General features: G+C 63.7%; 24 protein-coding genes and 1 pseudogene. 10 read left to right on the forward strand and 15 right to left on the reverse strand.

Annotation, left to right across the window (positions count from 1 at the left end):
- Nucleotides 1–20 precede the first annotated feature (20 nt).
- Entirely contained in the window at nucleotides 21–935 is a 915-nt protein-coding gene (locus tag ACYQ8E_RS06205) for a helix-turn-helix transcriptional regulator (RefSeq protein ID WP_066727679.1), read from the reverse strand.
- A gap of 272 nt (nucleotides 936–1,207) precedes the next feature.
- Between ACYQ8E_RS06205 and ACYQ8E_RS06210 the strand changes: the two genes are divergently transcribed.
- The 5 genes from ACYQ8E_RS06210 (at nucleotide 1,208) to ACYQ8E_RS06230 (ending at nucleotide 5,510) form a co-directional block, all read left to right on the forward strand.
- Complete coding sequence (locus tag ACYQ8E_RS06210; RefSeq protein WP_066727680.1) at nucleotides 1,208–1,492, forward strand: cytochrome c3 family protein; 285 nt, start codon at nucleotides 1,208–1,210, stop codon at nucleotides 1,490–1,492.
- 380 nt (nucleotides 1,493–1,872) lie between these two features.
- Nucleotides 1,873–2,955, forward strand: a complete 1,083-nt coding sequence (locus tag ACYQ8E_RS06215) for a D-alanine--D-alanine ligase family protein (protein WP_066727681.1) — start codon at nucleotides 1,873–1,875, stop codon at nucleotides 2,953–2,955.
- Nucleotides 2,933–3,949 (forward strand): D-alanine--D-alanine ligase family protein, encoded by a 1,017-nt coding sequence (locus ACYQ8E_RS06220; RefSeq protein WP_066727682.1) that lies wholly within the window; start codon nucleotides 2,933–2,935, stop codon nucleotides 3,947–3,949. Before ACYQ8E_RS06215 ends, ACYQ8E_RS06220 begins: the two co-directional genes overlap by 23 nt.
- A complete protein-coding gene (locus tag ACYQ8E_RS06225) occupies nucleotides 3,936–4,406 on the forward strand; it encodes a GNAT family N-acetyltransferase (RefSeq protein WP_459860426.1) in 471 nt (156 codons plus the stop codon). The genes ACYQ8E_RS06220 and ACYQ8E_RS06225 overlap by 14 nt, the downstream gene beginning before the upstream one ends.
- 18 nt (nucleotides 4,407–4,424) lie before the next feature.
- Nucleotides 4,425–5,510 carry a KamA family radical SAM protein gene (locus ACYQ8E_RS06230; protein WP_066727683.1) on the forward strand — a complete coding sequence of 362 codons (1,086 nt, stop codon included), beginning with the start codon at nucleotides 4,425–4,427 and terminating at the stop codon, nucleotides 5,508–5,510.
- 82 nt (nucleotides 5,511–5,592) lie between these two features.
- Here ACYQ8E_RS06230 and ACYQ8E_RS06235 read toward each other — a convergent pair whose 3' ends face one another.
- The 6 genes from ACYQ8E_RS06235 to ACYQ8E_RS06260 form a co-directional block, all read right to left on the reverse strand.
- Nucleotides 5,593–6,384 (reverse strand): polysaccharide deacetylase family protein, encoded by a 792-nt coding sequence (locus ACYQ8E_RS06235; RefSeq protein WP_066727684.1) that lies wholly within the window; start codon nucleotides 6,382–6,384, stop codon nucleotides 5,593–5,595.
- Between the two features lie 127 nt (nucleotides 6,385–6,511).
- On the reverse strand, nucleotides 6,512–7,753 hold the full coding sequence (gene glgC / locus ACYQ8E_RS06240) for a glucose-1-phosphate adenylyltransferase (protein ID WP_066727685.1): 1,242 nt from the start codon (nucleotides 7,751–7,753) through the stop codon (nucleotides 6,512–6,514).
- Nucleotides 7,754–7,964: 211 nt separating this feature from the next.
- Nucleotides 7,965–9,311 carry an FAD-dependent oxidoreductase gene (locus tag ACYQ8E_RS06245; protein ID WP_066727686.1) on the reverse strand — a complete coding sequence of 449 codons (1,347 nt, stop codon included), beginning with the start codon at nucleotides 9,309–9,311 and terminating at the stop codon, nucleotides 7,965–7,967.
- Nucleotides 9,312–9,346: 35 nt separating this feature from the next.
- Nucleotides 9,347–9,805, reverse strand: coding sequence for a VOC family protein (locus ACYQ8E_RS06250; protein ID WP_066727687.1), 459 nt, complete (start codon nucleotides 9,803–9,805; stop codon nucleotides 9,347–9,349).
- A gap of 14 nt (nucleotides 9,806–9,819) precedes the next feature.
- Nucleotides 9,820–11,919, reverse strand: coding sequence for a 3-hydroxyacyl-CoA dehydrogenase NAD-binding domain-containing protein (locus ACYQ8E_RS06255; protein WP_066727688.1), 2,100 nt, complete (start codon nucleotides 11,917–11,919; stop codon nucleotides 9,820–9,822).
- A 90-nt stretch (nucleotides 11,920–12,009) separates the two neighbouring features.
- Complete coding sequence (locus tag ACYQ8E_RS06260; RefSeq protein WP_066727689.1) at nucleotides 12,010–13,314, reverse strand: acetyl-CoA C-acetyltransferase; 1,305 nt, start codon at nucleotides 13,312–13,314, stop codon at nucleotides 12,010–12,012.
- A gap of 234 nt (nucleotides 13,315–13,548) precedes the next feature.
- Here ACYQ8E_RS06260 and ACYQ8E_RS06265 point away from each other — a divergent pair, with 234 nt between their 5' ends.
- The 5 genes and pseudogenes from ACYQ8E_RS06265 (at nucleotide 13,549) to cfa (ending at nucleotide 17,553) form a co-directional block, all read left to right on the forward strand.
- Nucleotides 13,549–14,004 carry a sll1863 family stress response protein gene (locus tag ACYQ8E_RS06265; RefSeq protein ID WP_082820322.1) on the forward strand — a complete coding sequence of 152 codons (456 nt, stop codon included), beginning with the start codon at nucleotides 13,549–13,551 and terminating at the stop codon, nucleotides 14,002–14,004.
- Nucleotides 14,005–14,143: 139 nt separating this feature from the next.
- Nucleotides 14,144–14,518 (forward strand): ferritin family protein, encoded by a 375-nt coding sequence (locus ACYQ8E_RS06270; protein ID WP_066727690.1) that lies wholly within the window; start codon nucleotides 14,144–14,146, stop codon nucleotides 14,516–14,518.
- Between the two features lie 66 nt (nucleotides 14,519–14,584).
- Entirely contained in the window at nucleotides 14,585–15,397 is an 813-nt protein-coding gene (locus ACYQ8E_RS06275) for a family 1 encapsulin nanocompartment shell protein (protein WP_066727691.1), read from the forward strand.
- Nucleotides 15,398–15,528: 131 nt separating this feature from the next.
- Nucleotides 15,529–16,194: a cytochrome c3 family protein gene (locus tag ACYQ8E_RS06280; protein ID WP_231875329.1), complete on the forward strand. Its 666-nt coding sequence runs from the start codon at nucleotides 15,529–15,531 to the stop codon at nucleotides 16,192–16,194.
- Between the two features lie 207 nt (nucleotides 16,195–16,401).
- Nucleotides 16,402–17,553 (forward strand): annotated as a pseudogene (cfa, locus tag ACYQ8E_RS06285) (cyclopropane fatty acyl phospholipid synthase).
- 48 nt (nucleotides 17,554–17,601) lie between these two features.
- Here the strand turns inward: cfa and ACYQ8E_RS06290 are convergent.
- The 8 genes from ACYQ8E_RS06290 to ACYQ8E_RS06325 form a co-directional block, all read right to left on the reverse strand.
- On the reverse strand, nucleotides 17,602–18,561 hold the full coding sequence (locus ACYQ8E_RS06290) for a transposase (protein ID WP_066727692.1): 960 nt from the start codon (nucleotides 18,559–18,561) through the stop codon (nucleotides 17,602–17,604).
- Between the two features lie 34 nt (nucleotides 18,562–18,595).
- Entirely contained in the window at nucleotides 18,596–19,027 is a 432-nt protein-coding gene (locus tag ACYQ8E_RS06295; RefSeq protein WP_082820324.1) for a putative toxin-antitoxin system toxin component, PIN family, read from the reverse strand.
- On the reverse strand, nucleotides 19,024–19,311 hold the full coding sequence (locus tag ACYQ8E_RS06300) for a prevent-host-death protein (RefSeq protein WP_066727694.1): 288 nt from the start codon (nucleotides 19,309–19,311) through the stop codon (nucleotides 19,024–19,026). The genes ACYQ8E_RS06295 and ACYQ8E_RS06300 overlap by 4 nt, the downstream gene beginning before the upstream one ends.
- A 100-nt stretch (nucleotides 19,312–19,411) precedes the next feature.
- Nucleotides 19,412–20,197 (reverse strand): proteasome-type protease, encoded by a 786-nt coding sequence (locus ACYQ8E_RS06305; protein WP_066727695.1) that lies wholly within the window; start codon nucleotides 20,195–20,197, stop codon nucleotides 19,412–19,414.
- Entirely contained in the window at nucleotides 20,194–21,183 is a 990-nt protein-coding gene (locus tag ACYQ8E_RS06310; protein ID WP_066727696.1) for an alpha-E domain-containing protein, read from the reverse strand. The genes ACYQ8E_RS06305 and ACYQ8E_RS06310 overlap by 4 nt, the downstream gene beginning before the upstream one ends.
- The gene (locus ACYQ8E_RS06315; RefSeq protein WP_066727697.1) at nucleotides 21,177–22,670 is read right to left on the reverse strand and encodes a circularly permuted type 2 ATP-grasp protein; all 1,494 of its coding nucleotides are present in this window, start codon (nucleotides 22,668–22,670) and stop codon (nucleotides 21,177–21,179) included. The genes ACYQ8E_RS06310 and ACYQ8E_RS06315 overlap by 7 nt, the downstream gene beginning before the upstream one ends.
- 61 nt (nucleotides 22,671–22,731) lie before the next feature.
- Nucleotides 22,732–23,625 carry a transglutaminase family protein gene (locus ACYQ8E_RS06320; RefSeq protein WP_066727698.1) on the reverse strand — a complete coding sequence of 298 codons (894 nt, stop codon included), beginning with the start codon at nucleotides 23,623–23,625 and terminating at the stop codon, nucleotides 22,732–22,734.
- A complete protein-coding gene (locus ACYQ8E_RS06325) occupies nucleotides 23,622–26,195 on the reverse strand; it encodes a circularly permuted type 2 ATP-grasp protein (protein ID WP_459860433.1) in 2,574 nt (857 codons plus the stop codon). The genes ACYQ8E_RS06320 and ACYQ8E_RS06325 overlap by 4 nt, the downstream gene beginning before the upstream one ends.
- Nucleotides 26,196–26,199 lie beyond the last annotated feature (4 nt).

A 26,199-nucleotide genomic window follows, 5' to 3' on the forward strand; every position in this document is an offset into this window, starting at 1 on the left:
GGTGCGGCCCCGGCAAGACCTCATTTGCCCGGGTGTTCGGGGATAAAGACTCTCTTGCCCGGGTCCCAGCGGTAACCTTCGGCATCCCAGATATCTTCCAGCTGGTTCCAGTCGAGATGGACCCCTTTCATCTCGTCAAAGGTGTCGGAGGCGGTGAGCATTTCACTGTCATCGACCCGGCCATCCCCGTTGAGATCGGCCCAGAGATAGGGGCCAACCTTGATATTATTTTCCCCCAGAAGGGCCGTCGGCGCATTGTTCCCGTTCGGGTTGGCCACGATTTCACCGCTGAAGGACCCCGTTGATCCCAAGGGAGCATCGGTGGCAGCGCGCACCAGATAGGCAATCAGGGGACGGGTTTCATCCGGCTTGACAATCCAGCGTGCGGTCCCTTCTTCATTATTGAGACTCGAAGGGGGCGGGTTCGCCTCGATCAATTGCCACCCCGGCGGGAAGTGTTCGCGCAGGATAAACCCCTTGGTCTCCGGTCCGGCTTCGAGCCGGACCCGCACCGGGACAATCCCCCCGGGCGCGGCAAACTCGGGCAGAACCCGCTTCGCAATCAGGACCAGGCCCGGACTCTCCTGCCGCTGGTAATAGCCGAATAGTGCCGCCAAAACCACGACCACGCCGAGCAGCGGCAGGTACCTGATCAATGCGGGGGTGGTCTCTTCTGCGGCCTCCGCAACCGCGGCCATCTCTTCGATGGCCGGCTGCAACAGCTCATCGACCTCGACTTCGAGGGCAACGGCCAGGTTCAGGGCATTCTCCCGCTTGATGGACGGGTAGCGATTATTCTCCCAGCGTGAAATCGTATCGGTGGTGACACCAACGACCTTGGCCACGTAGAGCTGGGTCAATTTTTTCTCTTCCCGAATGCGGCGCACGGCGCTGCTGTCAAGGCAGACCGTTGGCGGCAGGATTTTATTTGCCATGCATTCACCTCACAGAGTCGCGCCGAGTCTAGCAAAGCGGCGATAGCCTGTAAACCCTAAACATCGACCCGACTTCATCCTTGGAGCTGACCCGACATTCCATATTCCAACCCATTGATTTCACATGATCAAAACCCGACATCGGGGTGTACGGCGATCGATGTCTAATGCATTGTCGGGAAAAACCTCTTATACTTGTAGCCAACTTAGCCAGGCGGAATAGTGGTTAGCGCCCGCCTGCCCCATCAACCCGGAAACTGGAGGAAATCAACATGAAACGTCTCATCGTCACCCTGCTCGTCGCCGCTTTCATCGCCGCCGGCTCCCTCGCCTTCGCCGACAACGGCCCGGCCGAAATGAAACTGCCGGCCAAAATGGGCGAAGTCACCTTCAACCATGCCGGCCATCAGGCCAAAGTTGGCGACTGCAAAGTTTGCCACGAAGCCGGCCCCGGCAAGATCGAAGGTTTCGGCAAGGACTGGGCTCACAAGCACTGCAAGGACTGCCACAAGGAAAAAGGCGGCCCGACCGGCTGCAAAGACTGCCACAAGAAATAAGTTACCGTTCCACCTGCTCGCCCAGAAGGGGGTCGCTGTCCGCAGCGACCCCCTTCTTTTTGTCACCCTTTCCCGCCACGAATAATATTTTTCCTTTTCTTCCCCATCCCCCCTTTTTTCATCCCGCAGTTGAACAGTTAACCGATCAATTTCATTGTATTTTTTTTCCGAAAAATATTTCCGTTGACAGGTCGTTCCGATGAGGAGTATACGCATTTCTAACGGTGTCACGTTCCGGTCCAGGACGCGCACGACGATCAAGCGTAAAAAGCAACCCCTTTTTATGGCCTAACGCCTCCGGGCACCCTGGACCGAGTGAACAGACCCGCCTCTCCTTCTGGAGAATTACGGCACGATCTGGCTTTGAAAAGGGGTTAAAAATGCATATCGCTCTCGCCTTCAATCTGCGGGAGGATTCCGTCCAGGCGGCTGACCAGCCTGCCCCGGAACCTCCGTCCGAACCTCCCTCGCAACCGGGTGACGATCGCTACGCCGAATGGGATGACATTCAGACCATTCGTGCCGTGGCTGACGCCCTCGCCAGCCGGCATCAGGTTTCCCTGGTTAACGCCGCGCACGACCCCTGCCGGGAATTCCGGCGCCTCCGCCCTGACCTCGTCTTCAATATTGCCGAGGGGCTCAACGGGGCCAGCCGCGAGGCCCAGGTGCCGGCGATGCTCGACTTTCTCGGCCTTCCCTATACCGGCAGCGACCCGGTCACCCTTGGCATCTGCCTCGACAAGCAGCGGACCAAGGAGATCCTCGCCTACCACCAGATTCCAACCCCGCGCTTCCATGTGGTGCGTTCCCTGGCCGAAGTGCCGGCCCGGCTGCGCTACCCGCTCCTGGTGAAACCGACCCTGGAAGGATCGAGCAAAGGGGTCACCGACAAGGCGCTGGTGCAGGACCGCAAGGCGTTGCTGGCCCAGGTTGACTGGGTCCTGTCGGGTTACGGTCAACCGGCCCTGATCGAGGAATACCTGCCGGGGCGGGAATTTACCGTCGCCCTGCTCGGCAATGGCGAGTCCCTGCGTACCCTGCCGATCGTCGAAATTGACTTCACGACCCTCCCCGCCGGGGTCAATCCGATCTACTCCTTCGAAGCCAAGTGGCTCTGGGACCAGGAAGAGAACCCGCTGCAGATTTTCGCCTGCCCCGCCCCCCTCGAACCGCTGCTGCAGCGCAACATCGAAGAGACCTGCAAGCGCGCCTTCCGCGCCATGGGCTGCCGTGACTGGTGCCGCATCGACGTGCGTCTCGATGCGCGCGGCATTCCCAACATCATCGAACTCAACCCGCTTCCCGGCATCCTGCCGCGTCCGGAGCAGAACAGCTGCTTCCCCAAGGCGGCGCGAGCGTCCGGCCTGACCTACGACGCCATGATTCTCAGCGTGGTCGATGCCGCCTGCGCGCGGCTCAATCTGGTCCCGGGGGTTGCCGATGAACGTCGCCGTATGCTTTAACCGCGTCCCCCCCAAGCTCTTCAAGGGGGAAGCCGCCGACCGCATCAGCGAGGAGGGGGCCGAAGCCGAGGCGCGGGCGGTCAAGAAGGCCCTTACCGAGCTCGGCCACAGCGTGCGCCTGCTGCCGCTGGCCGGCGACGTCGCCCCCTTCATCGAGGAGTTGCGCAGCAGCCGCAGTGAACTGGTCTTCAACCTCTGCGAAGGGTTCTGGGGAAACAGCCGCCTCGAACTGCACGTCGCAGCGCTCTTCGACCTGCTGGGGCTTGCCTACACCGGGGCGCCCCCTCTCGCTCTCGGTCTCACTCAGGACAAGGTCCGCACCAAGGACCTGCTGGTCCGCCACGGTCTGCCGACACCGAAGTATATCCTCGTCAAGATGGGGGAACAGTTCCCGAAAACCCGCGACCTCACCTACCCGCTGATCGTCAAACCGCGCTTCGAAGACGCCTCGCTGGGCATCACCAATGAGAGCATCGTCGCCAACGAGCGTGCCCTGAAAAAACGGATTCAGTACGTCCACGACACCTACCGCCAGGGCGCCCTGGTCGAGGAATTCATCGAAGGGCGCGAGCTCAACGCCGCAGTGATCGGCAACGGTCCCTTCGAGGTGTTGCCGGTTTCTGAAATCCTGTTCCAGCCCGGGCTCAAGCACTCGATTGTCAGTTACGACGGCAAGTGGCTGGAAGATTCCCCCGAATACGTCCGCACCGAACCGGTCTGCCCCACCCTCCTCAAGGCCAAGGAAGGCATCCTGGTCAAAGACGTGGCGCTGCGCGCCTACAAGATCCTCGAATGCCGTGACTACGCGCGGGTCGACATCCGCCTGCGCGATGGTGTCCCCTACATCCTCGAGGTCAATGCCAATCCCGACATCTCCCCCGGCGCCGGCCTCGCCCGCGCCGCCCGCGTCGGCGGGCTCCCCTATAGCAAACTGATCGAGCGGATTCTCGGCATGGCCCTCAAACGCAAGGAGCTGCAAAGTGCGAAAGCTTGAACGGTCCGACTTGCCGGAACTGGAGCGCGTACTGCGCGCCACCGGCGCCTTCACCGAGCCGGAGGTCGAATGCGCCATGGAACTGCTGCATATCGTCCTCGATGATCCGGCCCAGAAGGACTACCTGGTGGCGGTGGCTGACCACGAGGGCAAGGCTGCCGGCTACATCCTCTACGGCCCGGTGCCGGTGACCGAGGGGAACTTCGACATCTACTGGATCGCCACCGATCCGGCGGTGCAGGGAAAAGGGCTCGGCCGCGCGCTGATGGAATTTGCCGAAGCCGATGCCCGCGCCCGCGGCGCCCGCATGGTCTGCCTGGAGACCTCCTCCCAGGGGGGGTACCAGCGCACCCGGCGCTTTTACGACCAGGCCGGCTATATCCAGGAGTCGTGTATCCGGGACTTTTACAAGCCCGGCGATGATCGCCTCACCTACGTCAAACGCTTTTCTTCCTGAGGAGGAGACAAAAAGAGGATGGAGACCTGGCAGAAACTGTTGCAGGCAAGCATTACCCGTCCGAAAGATCTGACCCGGCGCTTCGGCGTCGATCCGCAGCCGCTCGAAGCGGTGGCGGAAGCCTACCCGATGCGGGTCAACCCCTACTATCTCGGCCTGATCCGCGAGGTCGGCGACCCGATCTGGCGTCAGGCGGTTCCCGCCGCCGAGGAACTGCAAGACGCGGTCTGCGTCGCCGATCCGCTGGAGGAGGAGAACCAAAGCCCGGTACCGAACCTGGTGCACCGTTACCCCGACCGCGCCCTCTTTCTGGTGTCGTCGGAATGCGCCATGTACTGCCGCTTCTGCACCCGCAAGCGCAAGGTCGGCGGCGAGAATATGGTCATTACCCGCGAGACCCTGCAGGCCGGTATCGATTACATCCGCAGCAAGCCCGAGATCCGCGACGTTATCCTCTCCGGCGGTGACCCGCTGCTCCTCGGCGACGAGCGCCTCGAGTGGATCCTCAAGGAATTGCGGGCAATCCCCAGCGTCGAGATCATCCGCATCGGCACCCGCGTGCCGGTGGTCCTGCCGCAGCGCATCACCCCCAACCTGGTGCGGCTGCTGCGCAAGTATCACCCACTCTACATCAACACCCACTTCAACCACCCCGACGAGATCACCGAGACCGCCGCCAAGGCCTGCGGCCGCCTTGCCGACGCCGGCATCCCGCTTGGCAACCAGACCGTGCTGCTGCGCGGCGTCAACGACGATCCGGCGGTGATGAAGCGCCTGATGCAGAAGCTCCTCACCATCCGGGTCAAGCCCTACTACATCTACCAGGCCGACCTGGTACAGGGGACCGACCACTTCCGCACCAGCGTCGAAGAGGGGATCGAGATCATCCGCGCCCTGCGCGGCCACACCAGCGGCATGGGGGTGCCGGCCTATGTCATCGACGCCCCCGGCGGCGGCGGCAAGATCCCGATCCTTCCCGACTACCTGCAGAGTCTCGGCGAAGAGGTTGTCCTGAAGAACTACCGCGGCGAGACCTACCGCTACACCAACGCCCAGGCGGTAATGACCGAGGACCAGCGCAAGGTGGTCAACGAAAACCGCTGATCTTCACCGCAAGGTGCCGTGCAACGCCAAAGGCCTGCCCCAACTGGGGCAGGCCTTTGGCGTTTATTCAGCTGTTTTCCCGCTATTCGAGTGAGTAGTCGGAGAGCCGGACAAAGCGGAAGCCGCGCCGGCGCAGTTCCGGAACGGCGGCGATGATGCCGGCGCCGGTTCCGGCCTCGGGGTGATTCATGTGGGCGATGATGATCTCCCCCGGCTGCGCGGCCAGCAGCGCCGCCTCCACCTCGGCAGCGCTGTAGGTTGCCCCGGCATCGCCGAGCACCGAAAATCCGATCACCTCATGACCGAGCCGCCGGGCCACCGCGACCGCGTATTCATCGTAGTAGGCGGTTCCGGAGCGGTAGTAGCGGGTGCGTGTGCCGGTCAGCGCTTCGATCTTGCGGGCATTGAGCTCGATCTCCTGCACCAGTTCGGAGACGGTGGCGGTGCCGTCAATGCCGTAGACCGAGCGGCCGTCAATGGAGGCCGGCTTGTGCCACATGCCGTGGTTGGCGATGGTAAAGAGGGGGTTGGCCGCCAAGCGCTGAAACAGTTCCGGGTTGGCGTCGATCCAGCGGGCATTGAGAAAGAGAGTGGCGGGAACCTGCTCCCGGGTGAGAAAGTCGAGCAACTCCTGATCGACCCCCTTCCCCTTCGGCGAACCGCAGGCATCGAGGGTCAGCACCAGCACCCGCTCCGGCGTCCCCAACCGGGTCCTGACGCCCGTCACGGTTTCACCCCACTCCCGCGCCTGCTTGCCGGAGAATTCCCGCTCCAGGCCACCTGCCAGGTCGGGCACAGAGGCACCGGCCACCGCCGTGGAAAGCGCCACCAGCAGGAGCAGCGGAATGCCGAGGGCCAGTCCCTTTACGAACATCTTCACCTCGTCTATTTTGGCCGCGGCCAGAGCGCTGCAGGAATCGCCGCCCGGTCCTGCACCAGACAACGGCGTTCACCACCAGGGGGTGAACACGGCAATTCGGCCTTACCCGGAGCCCCAGATTTTACTTCTCCCGGCGCGGCACCACGACGATACCTGAATCGGTAACCGTGTAGCCCTTGGCGCGATCGGCCGCGACATCGTAACCAATTTCGGAACCATCTTGAATCACTACGTTTTTATCGATGATCGCCTTGCGGATCTTGACGTGGCGGCCGACGGTGACGTTCTCGAACAGGATCGAGTCTTCCACCAGGCTGTAGCTGTTGATCTTGCACAGGGGGCCGAGGATGGAGCGCCGTACCGTGCTGCCGCTGGTGATGCAGCCGGCGCAGACGTAGGAGTCGATATTCTGGCCGCGGCGGGCCTCGTCGTCGAAAACGGTCTTGGCGGGGGGGAGGTTCCCCTGGTTGGTGAGGATCGGCCACTTGTAGTTGTAGAGATTGAGCTGCGGCGAGACGTTGACCAGGTCCATGTTCGCCTCGTAGTAGGAATCGAGGGTACCGACATCTCGCCAGTAGCCGCGCTCCTCGCTCTTCATGCCGGGGATGACATTGTCGTTGAAATTGTAGGCGAAGACGCGGTCGTTGTTCTTGAGCATCATCGGGATGACATGCTTGCCGAAGTCGAGATCGGCGTGGTTCTTCTTCCCCTCCAGCAGCACCTCGATCAGCTTCTTGGTCGGGAAGATGTAGTTCCCCATCGAGGCGAAACTGGTCTGGCGACCGGGAATCCGTTCCGGCTTTTCCGGTTTCTCGGTAAAGGCGGTGACCCGGGCATCCTCGTCGACGGAAAAGACCCCGTAGCGGCTCGCCTCCTCCACCGGCACTTCGAGCGCCGCGATGGTGATATCTGCGCGGTTCATGCGGTGAAAGTTGATCATCTGGGTGATATCCATCTTGTAGATGTGATCGCCGCCGAAGACCGCCACGTAATCGGCATCGGACGATTCGACGAAGCGCAGGTACTGCAGGATAGCATCGGCCGTCCCCTTGAACCATTCTTCGCTCTCGCTGCTCGTCTCCGGCGAGATGGCGACAAAAAACTCGCCGAGGCCGGTCCACTTCCCCCAGGATTCACGGATGTGCTTGTTGAGGGAAAAGGCCCGGTACTGAGTGAGGATGTAGCACTTCTTGATGCCGGAGTTGAAGAGGTTGGAGAGAACGAAATCGATGATCTTGTACTTGCCGCCGAAGGCGACGCTCGGCTTGGCACGCCGATGGGTCAGGGGGCTGAGCCGCTCCCCCTTGCCCCCGGCCAGCACCATGGCGATGGTGCTTCTCCCCACGTTGTCCATTGAATACATAAAAAAACCTCTCCCTGATAGAAATACGTCCGGCCCGCGCCGTCCGCCTTAAGTGTGACAAAACTCCCTGCGGTTGCAAGGGCGGGTTCGGATCAAATTCGAACGGTTGCCCCCTTGAGTCACGAGCTTAAGGGGAAGCCGGGAAATTGGCAACCATTCTTTATCTGCGGGCCAAGATTCCGCCGGAGGGGCCCTATCCGGATTCGTTCCGCTACCCTGCCAGCTGGCGGGCGGCGGTCTGCACCGGGTCCCAGACCGGCGAATAGGGGGGCGCGTAGCTCAGGTCGAGATCGACCAGGTCGGCCGCGGTCATGCCGGCGGTGAGGGCGGTGGCGACGATATCGATGCGCTTGGCGGCCCCCTCGTGACCGACGATCTGGGCACCGAGGAGACGGCCGGAACCGGCTTCGGCGAGGAGCTTGACGGTGATCGGCCCGGCGCCCGGGTAGTAGTGGGCTCGGGTCCGCGCCTCGATACGGGCGCTGATAAAATCGATGCTCAGCTCCTGCAGTTCCCTTTCCTGCAGCCCGGTGCGCGCCACCTCCACCTGGCAGATCTTGCTCACGGCCGTCCCCATCACGCCGGGGAACCAGGCCTGGCCGCCCGCAAGGTTGATGCCGGCGACCAGACCCTGTTTGTTGGCCACAGTCCCCAGCGCGATGTAGATCGGCTTTCCGGTCAGGCGATGGACGCTGGCGACACAGTCGCCGGCCGCCCAGATATTGGGATCACCCGTCTGCATGCGGCCATCGACATTGATCGCCCCGTTCACCCCGAGCTCCAGCCCGGCTGCGGCGGCCAGTCCGGCGTTGGGGCGCACCCCCATGCCGAGGATGACGATATCGGCCGGCAGCTGTCGCGCATTGGTGACCACCCCCGTCACCCGGGAGGCGGAGACCTGGAATTCGAGCAGTTCCTCGCCGCGATAAAGGGCCACCCCGACCTCCTGCAATGCAGCGGAGACCAGCGCTCCCATCTCCGGGTCGAGGGTGTTCATCACCTCGGGATTGCGATCGACGAGGGCGACTTCGAGCTTGCGGCGCACCAGCGCTTCCGCCATCTCCAGGCCGATGTAGCCGCCGCCGATCACCACCGCCCGGCGCGGCCGTTCCTTCTCGATAAAGGTTGCCAGTCTCTCCCCGCTCGCCAGGGTGGAGAGGCCGAAGATACCGCGGGCGTCACTCCCCGGCAGGTCGGGGCAGAAGGGGTGAGCTCCGGTGGCGATCAGCAACTGGTCGTAGGCTTCCCGGCATTCGCGGCCCTCGGCAGTGCGAACCAGGAGCCGCTGCGCCACCGGATCAATGGCGCGCACCTCGTGACCGGTCTTCACCTCGATATCATAATCACGCCGGAATACTTCCGGGGAGCGCACCACCAGGCTTTCGGCATTCTCGACCAGACCACCGAGCCAATAGGGAATGCCGCAGGCCGAATAGGAGGTATGGTCAGTCCGTTCCAGAACCAGGATCTCCCGCCGCGGCTCTTCGCGGCGAATTTTTGCTGCGGCACTCATGCCGGCGGCATCGCCGCCGATGACCACGACCCGGTTCCCTGCCATGATTTTCCTCCCGCCCCTCGCGTTTCGCCAGCAGCCTAACCGTCGGCCATCCCTTTTTCCGCCAGCTCGGCGCGTGCCTTGGCCGACTTTTCCAGCCCTGTCAGCCCCATTCCTCGCAATACCTGGTCCGCCTTGGTGAACTGGATGTCCCGATACTCCACCACCTGCACGTGGTTCCCCCAGGGGTCGAGGAAATCGAGCCCCCGGCTCGGCAGAATGGTTGCCGCCGTCTCGGCCAGCGCCCGGCGCAACGTCTCGCGGTCATCGACCACCAGGCCGAAGTGCCAGGCCGAGTCGGGCTCCTGGCTGCGGCGCGGCGAGAGATTGATGAACTGGTCACCGATATCGATGAAGGCCATGCCGTCGTGGCGACCGCGCAATTTCAGCTCGAAAAGGCTGCCGTAGAATTCCAGCGCGGCATCGACATCGCCAACTTCCAGGGCGACGTGATTGATGCCGACAACTCGGGCTTTGGTTTGACGATTTTTGGTCATGACGTCTCCTTTATTCAGGACTCCTGCACCCAGCCCGGATCGGGAGTAAAGCGTTCACCGTGGCGGGCGGCCAGCGCTTCCAAAACCCCGGCGATCTCGGCGAAACCCCGCTGCCGGGCGTAATGCAGGGGACCGCCGCGGAAGGGGGCGAAACCGGTGCCGAAGACCAAGGCGCCGTCGAGGAGTTCGGCGTCGGCGACCACCCCCTCGCGCAGGCAGGTCATGCAGGCGTTGAGCATCGGCAGCAGCAGCCGGTCGGCCAGGTCGTCATTGTCGGTGCTGTCGATCGTTTTCTTCTGTGGCCGCCCCTCTTTCCAGAGGTAGAAGCCCTCCCCCGACTTGCGGCCCAGCTTCCCCTGCTCCACCTTCTCCCGGAACCAGTCCGGGATAGCCGCCAACGGCCGGTCGAGGCGTTTTTCCAGCATCTCGGCGACATCGAGGCAGATGTCGAGCCCGACCTGGTCGGCCAGCTCCACCGGCCCCAGCGGCATGCCGAAATCCTCGGCGGCCCGGTCGATGATCTCCGCAGCAACGCCTTCATCGAGGAGGACGATTGCCTCCATCAGGTAAGGCATCAGCACCCGGTTGACCAGGAAGCCCGGAGCACTGGCGACGGTCACCGGCAGGCGACCGATCTGATTGACAAAGGAGCGGGCGACTTCCAGCGTCGCCGGCGCCACTGCTTCCGGGGCCACCACCTCGACCAGTTGCATCCGCGCCACCGGATTGAAGAAGTGCAGGCCGACGAAGCGCCCCGGGTCCGCGAGGTCGGCGCGCAGCTCTTCGAGGGGAATGCTGGAAGTGTTGGTGGCCAGAAGCGCCCCCGGTTTCAGCAACGGTTCCACCTCCCGGTAGACCTCGCGTTTGATCTCGATCTTCTCCGGCACCGCCTCGATGACGAGGTCGGCCCGGGCGATCCCCTGGTTGCGCAGGTCAGGGATCAGCCGGTCAAGGACCTCCCGGGTTTCGGCCGCGCCGAGGTGCCGGGCGCGGCAGACCTCGGCGGTACGGCGGACGGCAGCGGCGACGGCCGCGGGGTCCCGATCGTAAAGGGTCGCCCGCAGCCCCTGGATGGCGCACCAGCCGGCGATATCCCCCCCCATGGCACCGGCGCCAATCACGTGCACCTGGCCGATAGTCCGGCCCCCGGCGCCTGCGCTCTTCTTCAGCTTCTCCCGCAGGAAGAAGACCCGCAGCAGGCCGCGGGCGGTGGCGCTGGTCAGCAGCTGGGAAAAGGATTTCATCTCGGCCTGGCGCATTGCCACGGGGTCGCCCCCTGCTTCCTCCCAGAGGTCGATGAGGGCTCCGGGGGCGGGGTAATGCTCGGGGCGGGCCTTTTTGGCGCTCTGGGCCCGCATCTGCCGGGCCGCGAGGCGGCGGGCCGCGCTGGTGGTCAAAAGCTTCCCTTTCAATCCCACCCCCCGCTGCTCGATTCGCCCGGCAAAAGCGGCGCGAAGTGCCTGCTGCAGCTGGCGTTCCTCGATGACCCGGTCGACCACCCCGGCCTTCTTCGCCTGGCGGGCATCGAGCGTCCTGCCGGTGAGCATCAGGGTCATCGCCTCGATGGGGTCGATCAGGTGGGTCAAACGGGCGGTCCCCCCAAGTCCGGGGTGAAGGCCAAGGCGCACTTCGGGCAGGCCTAGCTTCAGGTCGGGCAACGCCAGGCGCAGCTGGCAGCAGAGTGCCAGTTCGACGCCGCCCCCCAGGCAGCTGCCATGGAGGATGGCGACGGTCGGAAAGGGAAGAGCTTCGAGGCGGTCGGCGACCGCGTGCGCCGCCTGGAGTTTGGCGAGGATCGCCTCCGCTTCATCCAGGTCGGTGAACTCGTTGAGATCAGCGCCGGCGCAAAAACCGGAGGCCTTGGCCGAACGCAAAACCAGCCCATGGGGGGGATTTTCCGCCAATTGCGCCAGGATCTCCGCCAACTCCAGCAGCACCGACTCGGAGAGGACGTTGACGCTGGCATCCTGCCGGTCGAAAAGGAGCCAGGCGATCTTCCTGTCGTCCCGGGCGAGACGCCAGTGGCGCCAGGAGCCTGCACCGCCGCTTTGTTCCGCCAGCGGGCCGAGCTCCATGAAGCGTTGCTGCAGCAGCTTGAGAATGGGACCGGTCATATCAAAACTCCTCGGGAAAATCAGGCCGCGGATTCGCGGAAAAAAGCTTTGTCCAGGGGGTTATGCCAACCGTCGGCCGTTATGCTCGCCTCAGACTCGTTCCAGCAGCATCCCCCCGGCCTGGCCGCCGCCGATGCATTCGGTGGCGATGCCACGTTGCACCCCCTGGTCAACCATGGCGTTGGCGAGGTGAAGCAGAATGCGATTGCCGCTGGCGCCCACCGGGTGCCCGAGACTGATGGCACCGCCGTCCACATTGAGGATCGCCCGGTCGATGGCGCCCAGGGGCTGGTCGCGGCCCAGGGCTTCGCGGCAGAAGTGGGGATCGTCCATCGCCTTGAGGCAGCCAAGAACCTGGGCGGCGAACGCTTCGTTGAGTTCCCACAACCCAACCTCGGGGACATCCAGCTCCGCCCTGCGCAGAAGTTCGGCGATGGCGAGCACCGGCGCCAGGCCCATGATCCCGGGATCGAGGGCGGACCAGGCGCTGTCGCGGATCACCACTTTCGGCGTCAGCCGGTACTTCTCCACCGCGGCTTCCGAGGCGAGGATGACCCAGGAGGCGCCGTCGGTCACCTGGGAGCTGTTCCCGGCCGTCACCTGGCCAAAGGGCTCGAAGACCGGTTCCAGCCGGCCCAGGGCCTCCATCGAGCTGTCGGGCCGCACCCCGTCATCCGCCGTGAAGAGCTCACCATCGGCGCTGATCGCCGCTTCAACCTCAACGTCGAGCCCCCCCTGCTGCTGCGCCCGGGCCAGGCGCTTGTGGCTGATGACGGCGTACTGATCGGCTTCCTGGCGGGTGACGGCGAAGAGATGGGCGACCAGTTCGGCGGTCTCCCCCATGCTCATGCCGACGATCGGATCGGTCAGCCCCTGGCGCAGGGAGAGGAGCGGCTTGAAGAGGTCGGGACGCAGTTCGGTCAGATGGCGGGTGCGTTCCCAGAGGGTATCGGCCTGGCGCTGCTCAGCAAGCCACTGCACCGCTTCGGGGCGCAGCTGCAGGGGCGACCGGCTCAGGGCTTCGGTCCCCCCGGCGAGGACCAGTTCCCGGGAGCCGTCGCGAATGGCGCGAAAGGCGCAATCGATCGACTGCATCCCCGAACCGCAGTTGATCTGCACGGTATAGGCGCGCATCGCCTCGCCCATGCCGAGCCGCAGCGCGGCTATCCGGGCCGGGTTCATTTCATCGGCGAGGACGTTGACGCAGCCGAGGATCACCTGGTCGTAGGCTGCGCGGGGAATCTCCTGGCGCAGCAGCAACGGCCGGCCGCATTGCACCGCCAGGTCGACGGGCGAAAACGGGCCTGGCTTGCCCCGCGCCTTGAGAAAGGGGGTGCGGGCTCCGTCGATGAGATAGACGGTCCGCGCTGTCGTTGCGGTCGATTTCGGACTCATGAAGATTCCTTTCCGGCCTGCGATTCAGACTCGGCAGAACCATTCGGCTCGCCAGGTTGAAAGTCGGTACCAAGGATGGGGACGACCAATCCAACCACTTTCATCATAACGCCATGAACCGGCCTGCGCCACCCGCGGGGGAGAGACGATGTCTGCCCTTCGCCGGTCGATCGGACCGGCATGGTATTATTTGAAGCAGGATCGAAAACTTCTTTACCAAGGGGAGACTGAACCATGAAAACCGAATGGAACCTGATGATACCTGTTACCCTGCTTACCCTGGTGCTGGCCGCCACGCCCCTGTTCGCGGCAGCAAACAGCACCGCCAAGACCACCGCCAACGATGTCCGCCAGGAGATCGGCGACGCCCTGCAGACCATCGGCAGCTACAGCGCCGAGCAGCGCGACGCGGCGGTGGCCGCCGCCAGGCAGGCCCTGGAAAAAACCGACGCCCGTATCGAGCAGTTGCAGAAGCGAATTGACCAGAACTGGCAAAGCATGAGCGCCGAGGCCCGGCAACAGGCCCGCGCGGCGATGAAGGAGCTGCAGCAGGAGCGCCGGGATATCGCCGAATGGTACGGCGGACGGAAACACAGTTCGAGCAATGCCTGGGATGAGATCAAGCGGGGATTTGCCAAAAGCTATGATCAACTCGGGAAATCCCTCGAGAAGGCGGCCGGGGAGTTCTGATCCACGTTCGCGGCAATTCAATGGGCGGCGAGCTGCGCCGGAAGGTTTGACATGGCCGGGAATTACGTTTGAATTTGAACTGATTTGCCGCGTTGCGGCGCCACCCCTTGCATCCATCATCTTTTTAGGAGGTTTAGCCATGCCCGACTTTGGACACCCCTTCAGCGGCCTCAAGCACGACCGCCTGCTGACCCAGCCTGAGCTGGTGCGAGCCATTCGTTTCATGGTCTCCGCCGAGTACGAGGCGATCCAGCTCTACATGCAGCTCGCCGAGTCGACCGACAACACCCTCGCCCAGCAGGTGCTGATCGACATCGCCAACGAAGAGCGGGTCCATGCCGGTGAGTTCCTGCGCCTGCTTAGGGAGCTCGACCCGGAGGAGGAGACTTTTTATCAGCAGGGGGCGCAGGAAGTGGAGGAGGAATTCCTCGGCGCCGCTCCCGCCGACGCTGCACCCGCCCCGGCCGCCAAGCAGGGCGGCGGCGGCATCGGTGTCGGCAGCCTCAAAAAATAGCGACGGACGCCGCCGGCTGACGCCACCCCGGCCGCTGCCGTTCCACCCGTTGCCAAGGAGATGCTCATGGACCTGCTCAGACGCGAACTCGCCCCTGTTACCCCCAATGCCTGGTCCGAGATCGACGCCATGGCCCGCGAGGCTCTGGTCGCCACCCTCTCGGCGCGCAAATTCGTCGACCTCGATGGCCCCCAGGGCATCGCCCACGCCTGCGTCAACCTCGGCCGCCTCGCCCTCCCCTCCGGCCAGCAAGACGGCAGCGTACGCTACGGCATCCACCAGGTCTTGCCGCTGATCGAAACCCGGGTCAACTTTGTCCTCAGGCAGTGGGAGCTCGACAATATCGACCGCGGGGCCAAGGACACCCAGCTCGACGCTCTGGTCGCCGCCGCCCGCGAGATCGCCGGATTTGAAGAGAAGGCAATCTTCCATGGCTTCAAGGAGGCCGGCATCAAGGGGCTGCATGCCGAGATCCCATCCCGCCCGGTTTCGCTGGAGCTGCACATGGACGCCTTCGTCGATGCCGTCTCCGAAGGGCAGGCGCAGCTGCTGCGCGACGGCGTCGAAGGCCCCGCCCACCTCGTGGTCAGCCCCGAGATCTGGAAATTTCTCGCCCGCAGCACCCCCGGCGGCACCCTGCGCAGCCTGCTCGAACAGCAGCTCGGCGGCCAGGTGATCTACTCCGCCACCGTCAAGGACGCGCTCCTTGCCGCCACCCGCGGTGGCGACCTCGAGCTGACCATCGGCCAGGATTTCGCCATCGGCTACCACCACCACACCGCCGAGGAGATCCACCTCTTCATGACCGAATCCTTCACCTTCCGGGTGATCGCGCCGGAGGCGCTGGTCGGTTTTGCGCTGAAGAAAGCAAAGAAGTAGAAGCAGCGGCTAGGTGGCCATCCCAAGTACGCATACCAGCAGGGTCCAGCCTGGCCAGGCTGGACCCTGCTGGTATTGCCTCAGTGATCGAGGGGCAGCGCCACTGGCGCTGGGGCGTGGAGGTGATACCCTTGCAAGAGTTATCGATTCCCAACCCCAACCAGGAGAAGAAGATGCGACTCATCCCGACCTTGCTCATGGCAGTGATGATCACCTTCCTCGCCGGGGCCTGCTCCCAGGAGCCTGCCCCCGTCAAGGAACCGGTCAAACCATCGGCGCAGGAGACGCAACCGACGCCTGCCACCGTCCAGCAGCCGGCCCAGCCAGCGGCTCAGGAGACGCAACCGGCCCCCGCGACGGCGGGAGAGAAGATGACGCAGCAGGTTGAAACCAGCCTTAACAAGGTTGAGCAGGAGGCGGTCCAGGGAGCCAAGGTCGTGGCCAAGGAGGCCGACAAGGTCGCAACGGAGAGCAAAGCCGTAGTCGAGGAAACTGTCACCAAGGCGAAGCAGGAAGTCGCTGCCGCCGCGACCGTGGTCGCCGATTCGCTGACCCCGCCGCCAGCACCGGCGCCGAAGGCGCCCGAAGTCATCACCTACCCGGCGTCGATGGGGAAGGTCGCCTTCACCCATGCCACCCATGCCGCCCGACTCGACTGCAGCAAGTGCCACACTAACGACCCACCCCAGAAGATCGCCATCGACAAGACCTCCGCCCATACGCTCTGCAAGGGGTGCCACCAGGTCATGGGCGGCAATGCCCCGACCGCCTGTACCGGCTGTCACAAAAAGGGCTGAGAATGCTACGATGGTAAAGAAGTTCAAACGAATAACGGGGTAAACCGGCTGCGATCCTGAATCTTGCCGGTCTGGCCGTATCGACCGAGCTTTTCAGGAGCAAGACTTGGGTTGAAGAATAAACGACCCCGTAGCGTGCTGCGGGGTCGTTTATTTGGAGCGGCGGCAGACTTGTCGATAGGAGGAGCATCGATGGAACCTGGACCGATGGAGCCCCTGGCAAGACCGCAGTGGGCGAAAACGGCCGAGGAATCGTTTCGGGACCGGGTCGAGGCCTTGTTCGACCTGGCCGGAGTCCGGGTGAACGGTAACCGGCCCTGGGATATCGAGGTAAACGATACCCGCCTCTTCCGACGGATTTTGGCCGAAGGGAGCCTCGGCCTGGGCGAGGCTTACATGGACGGCTGGTGGGACTGCCAGGCCCTCGACCGATTCTTCCATCGGGTCCTGCAGGCGGGGCTGGATGCAAAGGTGCGGACCCTCGGCATGCTCTGGGCGTCCTGCAAGGCGCGGCTTTGCAATCGCCAATCGGTTGCCCGCGCCCGCCAGGTCGGCAAGCGCCATTACGACATCGGCAACGATCTTTACCGGGCCATGCTCGATTCGCGCATGAACTACAGCTGCGGCTACTGAAAGGAGACCGCCGACCTCGAAATCGCCCAGGAGCAGAAACTCGACCTGATCTGCCGCAAGTTGCATCTGCGGTCCGGGCAGCGTCTGCTCGATATCGGCTGCGGCTGGGGGGCGATGGCGCGCTTTGCCGCCGAACGTTACGGCGTCAGCGTGGTGGGGGTGACCATCTCCGAACAGCAGGCCAGGCTGGCCCGGGAACTCTGCCACGATCTGCCGGTGGAAATCCGCCTGCAGGACTACCGCGCGCTCAACGAACCTTTCGATCGGGTCGTTTCCGTCGGCATGTTCGAGCACGTCGGCCCGCGCAACTATGCAACCTTCATGCAGGTCGTTGCCCGCTGCCTGGTTGATAATGGACTTTTCCTGCTCCATACCATCGGCGGCAACCGACCGACAGCGACCACCGACCCCTGGATCGAGCGTTACATCTTTCCCAACGGCGTTCTCCCCTCGCCCGGACAGATCGCCCGCGCCCTGGAGAAGGTCTTTGTGCTGGTGGACTGGCACAATTTCGGCCCCGACTACGATCTGACCCTGATGGCCTGGTACCGCAAATTCGAAGCGGCCTGGCCGGCGCTGCGCAGCCGCTACGACGAACGTTTTCACCGCATGTGGCGCTACTATCTCCTCTCCTGTGCCGGAGCCTTCCGCGCCCGGGTCAATCAACTCTGGCAGATCGTGCTGAGCAAGGAGGGGATTCCACAAGGGTACCGGGCACAGCGTTGAGGATTCCGAGGCCTGCAATTCCGGGTAGCGCAAAACCGGGGACGTTCATCAGTCGATTAGCGACAACAGCGCCGGATCGTTCTTGATCAATAGTTCCCCCCGTCGGACAGCCATACTCACCCCGGAGCGACTCAACCCCAGTTGCCTCCCCACCGCGGCACCGCTGTGACCAAGATAACGGGTGGCCAAATACGAAACGAGACCGCGAACCTCGGCGACCCCCACCGCGCGGCTCTTCTCCCGCAACAGAGCGGAATCGACGGTGAAACGATCACAGACCTTGGCGATCAGTTCAGCGATGCCGAGACGGGACGGCAGCTCCGCAGCCAACCCCCGGCGCCCGCGGAGGTCTTCGACAAAATCTCCCCCGCCCAGAATCCGGTCGTCATACGGATCATCGGGGTTCTCCAGGCGCCGCTTACCGCTGCTGGTCAAATCGTCCCGTTTTCCTTGTTCAACTCCATCGGCGACAAATTGACGGTAGCGGCGCCGTCCTTCGCCTTCACGCCTGGCAAAGAGGCGAAGGAGATCATCCACAGACTGACCTGGCAGAACGCCCTGCCCCATGATAACCGCATGGCCGGACCAAGGGCAGTCGTCCAGCGCCGTCAAGTCCGTCACCAGCCCGGCCCGTAACGGATTGAGATGGATATAACGAACCAGTTCCAGAAGGTAGGTGTCCTCATCGCAGACAATCGACTTGTAACGATTCTGAAAGAGGTGTCCGGAACGCTTGTGCCGGAGGTTGAAATAGATGGCATAGCCGGTGAGCAACCGACGCATGAAGGGTGCGAGGCAGGTCTGGCGGGGACGAAGCAAGAGATGGACGTGATTGGTCATCAACGCCCAGGCGAAACATTCGGTGCCGGTCTGAATGAGAAGACGTGAAAGATTATGAAGAAATCGCCGGCGGTCGTTGTCGTCGCGAAAGAGATCACAACGGTCGACACCGCGGAAGATGACGTGTTGAAGCAAGTCGGGAATATCGAGGCGAGCGGCTCTTGGCATGCTGAAAGACTAGCATCCGAAACAGGCTAGTCAACTATTGAACAACGTCCCCGGAGGGTCTGTGCTGCCTGTAGAACGCCAGAAAATCAGCCGGAGAGAGAACGGTCACCTCCTGGCAGGACTCAGACGGAAAATGTACGTGGTTGCCAGTGATAAGACACGCTACACAAGCGGCGATGGCGACTTCCAAAAATGGCTCGTCATCGGGGTCTGGCAACGGTTGCTTGAGGGGGGAAGCCGCGACGATGCTGCCGTAATGTTCTATGAGATCAAGCATGGCTGCAACCTTGTCCTGATCAAATCTGAATTTGGGTCGAGCAAGGACATCCTGATATTCCGTCAGGATTCTGGCATCAAGGGCGAGTATCAATTCGCCAGACGACACCATACGAACAACTTCCCCGCAAGGACCAAAAGGCGACAGTAGGCCGGCGACCAAAACATTTGTGTCAAGGACGATTTTCATCGCGGGCGTTTACCGCGAACTGCTTTGATCTCGCTGTCGATCTCCTCCAGAGAAATCCGATCTGTTCCCAGTTCAACTGACCGGCGCTGGAGATAGGCAGTTGCTTCGACCGCACGTGCAGTGCGGAATGCCGAAAGAGCCTCTTCAAGATTTGATTCGTTGATCGCCGCAAGAATGGCAATGGGTCGGCCGTTGCTCGTAATCACCATTTCCCGCTCTCCAGGGAGTTCTTTCCAAACCTTTGCGGATTGGCCTCTTAAATCGCGAACACTTAGAAATTTCATGACGACCTCCATTCGTGTACACCACAGAGTACACAAACGTCCCTCAATGTCAAGTTGTGGGTTTTAGAATTTTGACCGGTTGCCGTCAATATCGGGCTGGTCACTCCTCCTCGAACGCCTTCTCTTTCCGCTCCACCGGACACAACGCCGCCTGGTTCGGCGCTGCCAGCTTGGCGTGAATGCGGTCGATCCACTCGGAGGGGAGCTCGAAGATTGACGAGCGCAGGCGCTCCATCCACCAGTTGGAAATCTCGCGCAGATCCTCCTGGCCGTAGCGGTGCTCGACGATGCGGAAGGAATCCTTCTCGTACATGATGACGTCCACCGGCAAATCGACGTCGGTGGCGCTGATGCGGGTCGAGTCGAAGGCGAGGATGCCGACCTTGAGGGCGAAGTTGAGGGGGTCGTCGTAGGTGAAGGTACGGTCGAGGATCGGCTTGCCGTAGCCGCTGGCGCCGACGATCGAGTAGGGGGTCCCCTTGGCGACCTCGACCCAGTTCCCCTGCGGATAGAGGAGGTAGAGCTTGGGCTCGGCGTCCCGCGCCATCTGGCCACCGATCAGGCAGTGGATGTCGAAGATCAGGCCGCTTTTGGAGAGCGCCGGCTGATCCTCCTCGGCGACCTTGCGGATCATCTCGGCGAAGGCATTGACCGCCTTGTAGAGGCGATCGAAGGGGACCTCCTGGGCCTCGATGAACTCTTCGAAGTAGGTCAGTGCCTTGTCGCGCACCGAGCGCAAGCCGGAGGTCATCAGGAACATCGCCGACTTCTCGGCGTGGAAAATGGTGACTTTCTTGGCGGTGATCGCCTCGTAGCCGGAGGTGATACGGGTGTCGGCGATACCGACCAGCCCGGCGCTGGTGCGCATGCCGAGGCAAAAGGTCATTGCAGTTGCTCCTGTTTGGAGGATCGGCCGGTTTCGCCGAGGGGGTGCAGGGCGAAAAAGGTTTCGGAGATGGCTTCGCCGACATTGTTGATGCGCGTCTGGGTGCTGTCAAGAAATTCGTGCAGGCCGCCGTTCAATATCTCCTCGATGGTGATGTAGTCGAGATCGGCGAGGAGCTTGCCGAGGGTCTTGTCGGCGAGGTTGGAAAAAGAGCCGCGCGGGCGCCCGGTGATGTTGCGCAGGGAGATTTCGGCGGTGGTCAGGCAATAGTGGATCGCCCGCGGAAACTTGGTGTCGAGCACCAGATAATCGACGATCTTCTCGCGGTCGATGCGGCCGTGGCGCTTGCGGTACATCTCAAAAGCGCTCGCCGAGCGGAGCAGCGCCGCCCAGAGGATATTGTCGAAGGGGGTACCGACGTAATCGACCGACGGCAGCAGGATGTAATACTTGACGTCGAGAATGCGCGAGGTCTTGTCGGCGCGCTCCAGCATCCGCCCGAGGCGGCCGAAGTGCCACCCTTCGCCGTGGGTCATGGTGCTTTCGGTGATGCCGACGAAGAGGTGGCTCGCCATCATGATGTCGACAAAGAACTGGTGCGGCAGGTCCATGCTCAGCCCCCGCGGCGCCGCCTCGTTGACCATCAGGTAGAAGGTGTTGACCTGCTGCCACATCTCCGAGCTGATGTGCTCGCGCACCGAGCGGGCGTTCTCGCGCGCCGCGCGCAGACAGGAGAGGATCGAGTTGGGGTTGTTGCGGTCAAAAGTCAGAAACTGGAGGACGTTGTCCCGGGTCATCCCCTGGTAATGTTCGGCAAAGAGCTCGTCGTCGCCGGTGGTGGCGACCAGCGGCTCCCACTGCTCGCTCGCCCCGCGCGGCAGGTCGAGGATCATGTGATAGCTGGCATCGATGAAGCGGGCGACGTTCTCGGCGCGCTCGATGTAGCGGTTCATCCAGTAGATCGATTCGGCGACGCGGCTCAGCATGGCTCGCCCCCTCCTTCTTTGAGCGGCGGATTCGCCGGCATGGTCAGCGGGCAGCTGCTGTCGATGACCCAGGTATCCTTGCTGCCGCCCCCCTGGGAGGAGTTGACCACCAGCGACCCCTTCTTCAGCGCCACCCGGGTCAGACCGCCGGGGAGGACGTAGGTCTCCTCGCCGTAGAGGATGTAGGGGCGCAGATCGACGTGACGCCCTTCGAAGTGATCGTCGACCATCACCGGCACCCGCGAGAGGGCCAGGGTCGGCTGGGCGATGTAGTTGCGCGGTTTGGCCTTGATGCGCTCGGCGAACTCGGCCTGCTGCTCTTTGGTCGAGTGGGGACCGACCAGCATGCCGTAGCCTCCTGACTCGTTGACCGCCTTGACCACCAGCTCGCCGAGGTGCTCGAGGACGTAGCTGAGGTCGTCGGGGCGCCAGCAGGCATAGGTCGGCACGTTGTGAAGGATCGGCTCCTCGTCGAGGTAGTACTTGATGATGTCGGGGACGTAGGCGTAGACCGCCTTGTCGTCGGCGACGCCGGTGCCGGGGGCGTTGGCCAGCGCCACGTTGCCGGCCTGGTAGGCGGCCATCAGGCCGGGAACGCCGAGCATCGAGTCGGGGCGGAAGGTCGCGGGATCGATAAAGTCGTCGTCGATACGCCGGTAGATGACATCGACCCGCTCCAGCCCCTTGGTGGTGCGCATCATCACCTTGCCGCGCTGCACTACCAGGTCACGCCCTTCGACCAGCTGCACCCCCATCTGCTGGGCGAGAAAACTGTGTTCGAAATAGGCCGAGTTGTAGACGCCGGGGGTCCAGACCGCGACCAGCGGGTCGCGCACCTTCTTCGGTGCCAGGTACTGCAGCAGGTCGAGGAGCCGGCTCGGGTAGTCGGTAACCGGCAGGACGCTGCAGGCGTCAAAGACCATCGGGAAGGTGCGCTTCATCACCAGCCGGTTTTCAAGCACGTAGGAGACCCCGGACGGGCAGCGCAGGTTGTCCTCGAGGACGTAATACTGGCCGTCGGCGTGGCGCACCAGGTCGGTGCCGGTGATGTGGCACCAGATCCCCTGCGGCGGCTTGAGGCCGAGGCAGGGCTTGCGAAAACCGTCGGCGGAAAAGACGAGGTCGGCCGGGACAACCTGGTCCTTGAGAATCTTCTGGTCGTTGTAGACATCGTTTATGAAGAGGTTGAGGGCGTGGACCCGCTGCTTGAGCCCGGCCTCCATCACCGCCCACTCGCCCGCCTGGACGATGCGCGGTACGATATCGAAGGGGAAGATCCGCTCGGTCCCCGAGTCGTCGCCGTAGACGCTGAAGGTGATGCCGAGGTGGAGCAGCGCCCGCTCGGCAGCGCGCTGGCGGCGGGTCAATTCCTCCGCCGGCAGAGAATTGATCCGCTCCACCACCAGATTGGCGCCGGGACGGGGCGTCCCATCGGCGTCGAACATCTCGTCGTAGAATCCATCGGTCTGGTAATTGTCAAAATTCATGCAGGACCATCCTTTCTCACAACAAGGTCTTCACCGGCAGGCCGGACTCAAAATTCAAAATTCAAAATTCAAATTCCCCTCCCAGCGGCTGCACATCGACCGACACCTTCAGCTTCTGCTTGCCGCCGCCGAAGGCGACCCCCTTGAGGGGGGTGACGTCGGCAAAGTCCCGCCCCCAGCCGATGGTGATGTGACGCTGCGTCGGGCGCAGGTTGTTGGTCGGGTCGAAATCGACCCAGCCGCTGCCGGGGAGAAAGACGGCAAACCAGGCATGGGAGGCGTCGGCGCCGACCAGCTTCTCCTGCCCCGGCGGCGGCAGGGTTTCGAGATAGCCGCTGACGTAGCGGGCGGCGAGCCCCTGGGCGCGCAGGCAGCCGATGGCAAAATGGGCAAAATCCTGGCAGACGCCGCGCCGATGGGCGATGACCTCGGAGAGGGGGGTCGCCACCGTGGTGACGCCGGGCGAATACCTGAAGTCGCGGTGTATCCGTCCCATCAAATCCTCCACCGCCTCGACCAGGGGCCGGCCTGCCTGGAAGGAGTCGCCGGCATAATCGGCCATCTCGCCGTCGGTGACAATGATCGGCGAGTCCTGGGCGTAGGCGAGGGCAGCGAGCAGCTCCGGTGCACGGTCGCTGCGCAGCTGGTCGCGGACCTGCTCCCAGGGGACGTCGCTGCCGAAGACGAAGGCTTCCTGCTCCTCGCTCAGGGCGACCTCGCTGGTGGCGGTGACAACCAGCTTTTCGTACGGCTGCTGAATCGCGAAATAGGCGACCCGGTTGCCGAAAAAATCGACCCGCTCGCGGTAGTCGACCGGCGCCGGGTCGACCGCGAGGACGCTGCGCAGGCAACGCTGGCGCGGCGAATGGCGTGGCTGCAGGCGCGCCTCGTTGTAGCAGAGGGAGGCCGGCTCGCTGTAGTTGTATTCGGTGCGATGCACCACGCGGTAATTCACAACTCCACCTCCAGCGGATCGGCCGCCAGCAGCCGCGGCCCCTGGGCATGGCTGAAATAGGCCCGGGTCAGAGCATCGGAGAGCTGGGCGAGCAGGGAGGTGACCCCGTCGAGCAGATCATCGAGGTCGGCAAAGATATCACTTTCGGCTGCCGTCGCCAGCCGGGTGACATCGGCCAGGCGCACCCGGGTGAAGGCCTCGAGCACCAGCCGTTCATCTTCCTGCAGCGTCGGCCAGGCCTTTGATTTCGGCAGGAAGGCGATATGACTCTGCAGCTTGCGCAGCTGGTAGGCAAGGGCCCGGGGATGCTTCTCGTCGAGGAGCAGCAGTTCGAGGACCGCCGGCAGCTGCAGGTGGGAACGGTAACGGCGGCGGAAGGTCACCAGGCTTTCGGTGGTGGCGAGAACCGCCTCGAGAACCTGGCCGACCACCGCCGGGTGATGGCAGGAGACCAGGGTCGCCCGCAGCAGGGCGGTGGTCAGCTTGGCCCGCTCCAGCCGCCGGCCGATATCGAGCAACAGCCAGCCGGAGTCGTGGGCCATGCTCTCGGTGGTCAGGCCGGAAAAGGCGACCAGCTTGAGAATCAACTGGTCGAGGGAGTCCTGCAGCGACTCGGGGGCTTCGCCCGGGGGCCAGGACTGCACCTGCCGCCACTGCTGCTGGATTTCGTCCACCACGCGCCAGGCATCGTTGGACCAGAGATCTCGGACGGTAAAGGCGGCGCGGCTGAAGGCGACCAGGGTCCCCGGCAGCGAGCCGGGGCGCTGTTCGTTCAGCAGCAGGGAGCGCAATTCCGGCAGCGGCTGCGAGAGCCGCGAGGCGCCCCCTTCACCGACAAAGCCGGGATAGCTGCTGGTCAGGTGGGTGACTGCCCGCAGCAGGTGCTCAAGACAGATCGCGTCGCCGGGGTCGTCGATCTCCTGCTGCTCGTCGAGCTTGTTGAGAATGGTGCGCACCAGCCGGGCGCTGCTCTCCGCCCGCTCGGTATAGCGGCCGACCCAGAAGAGGTTGTCGGCGGAGCGGCTCGGCAACGGCCCGAGCATCGGCTGCACCGTGCCAGGGGATTCCGGCGCGGGCGTCGTGGTGGAGAGCTTTTCGACCTCGTCGACAAGCACCCAGGTGTCCTTGCTCACCCCCCCCGATTGGCCGGAGACCGAGAAGCTCTCCTTCGCCGGCGCGATTCGGGTCAGCCCGCCGGGCATGGCGAGGTAGTCCTGCTCGCGGGCGACGAGGAAGGTGCGCAGGATGGCGTGCCGCGGTTCGACCCCCTCCCCCACCAGCGACGGGACTGTGGAGAAGCTGATCCGCTCCTGGCCGACATACATGTGCGGCTTGGCCCGGATCCGCTCCCGCCAGAGCGCCAGACCGGCCTGGTCGAGACTGCCACCAAAGACCGACGACTTGCCGGGGGTGCGGTGGATGGTCTTGATCACCAGCTCGCCGAGGTTGGCGAGGACGAACTCCCGTTCCCGTGGCTGGCCGCACCACCAGGTGGCGACTGCCGGGAGCTCCAACTCGGCGCCGAGCAGGTGGCGCGCGATGCCGGGGAGGAAGGGGAGGAATCCGGGGTTCTCCAGCAGGCTGCTGCCGATCGGGTTGGCGATGGCGACGTGGCCGCGGCGCACAGCCTCGACCAGGCCCGGAACCCCGAGCAGGGAGTCGGAACGCAGCTCCAGGGGATCGCAGAAGGAATCGTCGAGGCGTCGCAGGATGACGTCAACCTGCTGCAGCCCCTCCAGGGACTTGAGCCAGACCCGGCCATCGCGCACCGTCAGGTCATCCCCCTGGGCGAGGGGATAGCCGAGGTAGGCGGCGAGGTAGGCCTGCTCGAAGTAGGTCTCGTTGAAGGGACCGGGGGTCAGCACCACCACCCGGGGGTCATCGCGGTTGTGGGGCGCCAGCCGGGCCAGGGCGAGGCGCAGCGAACGGAAGAACTGGGCGAGGCGCTGAATCTGGGCGTCCCGAAAGAGGCCCGGCAGGATGCGGGTCATCACGGTGCGGTTTTCCAGGGCGTAGCCGGCACCGGAGGGGGCCTGGCTGCGATCGTCGAGGACCCACATCCGCCCTTCGGGGCCGCGGGCGAGGTTGGCCGCGTAGAGGACCAGGTGCCGCCCCCCCACCACCGGCACGCCGACGCAGGAGCGCTGGAACCCGGCGTGACAGTGGACCAGCTCCAGCGGCAGCAGCCCGTCGCGGATCAGCGCCTGCTCGCCATAGAGGTCGGCAAGGACCCGGTCGAGCAGTTCGGCGCGCTGCTGCAGGCCCCGCTCCAGCCGCAGCCACTCTTCGCTGCCGAGGAGGAGGGGAATCGGGTCGAGCTGCCAGGGGCGCAGGTTTCCTTCCGGGTCGTTGTAGACGTTGTAGGTGACCCCGTTCTCCCGCAGCAGGCGTTCCGCCTCCTGGCGCCGGCGTGCCAGCCCCTGGCCGCCGAAGGCCGCCAGCGATTTCAGCAACTGCTCCCAGTGCGGCAATACTGCGCCGGCGGTCGCCTGCATCTCGTCATAGGTGCCGAGACGGGTCGCATAGTACTGGGCGCCGCTGCCGCCGCTCATTTCATCTGGCATCTTCATGCCG

Source organism: Desulfuromonas carbonis, from assembly GCF_054658035.1.

What these genes read in the sequence shown, in the direction of transcription:
- ACYQ8E_RS06290 (WP_066727692.1), bottom strand. Translation starts at nt 18,561, where the DNA reads ATGCCAAGAGCCGCTCGCCTCGATATTCCCGACTTGCTTCAACACGTC.
- ACYQ8E_RS06230 (WP_066727683.1), top strand. Translation starts at nt 4,425, where the DNA reads ATGGAGACCTGGCAGAAACTGTTGCAGGCAAGCATTACCCGTCCGAAA.
- ACYQ8E_RS06315 (WP_066727697.1), bottom strand. Translation starts at nt 22,670, where the DNA reads ATGAATTTTGACAATTACCAGACCGATGGATTCTACGACGAGATGTTC.
- ACYQ8E_RS06210 (WP_066727680.1), top strand. Translation starts at nt 1,208, where the DNA reads ATGAAACGTCTCATCGTCACCCTGCTCGTCGCCGCTTTCATCGCCGCC.
- ACYQ8E_RS06265 (WP_082820322.1), top strand. Translation starts at nt 13,549, where the DNA reads ATGAAAACCGAATGGAACCTGATGATACCTGTTACCCTGCTTACCCTG.
- ACYQ8E_RS06215 (WP_066727681.1), top strand. Translation starts at nt 1,873, where the DNA reads ATGCATATCGCTCTCGCCTTCAATCTGCGGGAGGATTCCGTCCAGGCG.
- ACYQ8E_RS06295 (WP_082820324.1), bottom strand. Translation starts at nt 19,027, where the DNA reads ATGAAAATCGTCCTTGACACAAATGTTTTGGTCGCCGGCCTACTGTCG.
- glgC (WP_066727685.1), bottom strand. Translation starts at nt 7,753, where the DNA reads ATGTATTCAATGGACAACGTGGGGAGAAGCACCATCGCCATGGTGCTG.
- ACYQ8E_RS06300 (WP_066727694.1), bottom strand. Translation starts at nt 19,311, where the DNA reads ATGAAATTTCTAAGTGTTCGCGATTTAAGAGGCCAATCCGCAAAGGTT.
- ACYQ8E_RS06235 (WP_066727684.1), bottom strand. Translation starts at nt 6,384, where the DNA reads ATGTTCGTAAAGGGACTGGCCCTCGGCATTCCGCTGCTCCTGCTGGTG.
- ACYQ8E_RS06220 (WP_066727682.1), top strand. Translation starts at nt 2,933, where the DNA reads ATGAACGTCGCCGTATGCTTTAACCGCGTCCCCCCCAAGCTCTTCAAG.
- ACYQ8E_RS06275 (WP_066727691.1), top strand. Translation starts at nt 14,585, where the DNA reads ATGGACCTGCTCAGACGCGAACTCGCCCCTGTTACCCCCAATGCCTGG.
- ACYQ8E_RS06310 (WP_066727696.1), bottom strand. Translation starts at nt 21,183, where the DNA reads ATGCTGAGCCGCGTCGCCGAATCGATCTACTGGATGAACCGCTACATC.
- ACYQ8E_RS06245 (WP_066727686.1), bottom strand. Translation starts at nt 9,311, where the DNA reads ATGGCAGGGAACCGGGTCGTGGTCATCGGCGGCGATGCCGCCGGCATG.
- ACYQ8E_RS06255 (WP_066727688.1), bottom strand. Translation starts at nt 11,919, where the DNA reads ATGACCGGTCCCATTCTCAAGCTGCTGCAGCAACGCTTCATGGAGCTC.
- ACYQ8E_RS06305 (WP_066727695.1), bottom strand. Translation starts at nt 20,197, where the DNA reads ATGACCTTTTGCCTCGGCATGCGCACCAGCGCCGGGCTGGTCGGTATC.
- ACYQ8E_RS06260 (WP_066727689.1), bottom strand. Translation starts at nt 13,314, where the DNA reads ATGAGTCCGAAATCGACCGCAACGACAGCGCGGACCGTCTATCTCATC.
- ACYQ8E_RS06270 (WP_066727690.1), top strand. Translation starts at nt 14,144, where the DNA reads ATGCCCGACTTTGGACACCCCTTCAGCGGCCTCAAGCACGACCGCCTG.
- ACYQ8E_RS06325 (WP_459860433.1), bottom strand. Translation starts at nt 26,195, where the DNA reads ATGAAGATGCCAGATGAAATGAGCGGCGGCAGCGGCGCCCAGTACTAT.
- ACYQ8E_RS06250 (WP_066727687.1), bottom strand. Translation starts at nt 9,805, where the DNA reads ATGACCAAAAATCGTCAAACCAAAGCCCGAGTTGTCGGCATCAATCAC.
- ACYQ8E_RS06205 (WP_066727679.1), bottom strand. Translation starts at nt 935, where the DNA reads ATGGCAAATAAAATCCTGCCGCCAACGGTCTGCCTTGACAGCAGCGCC.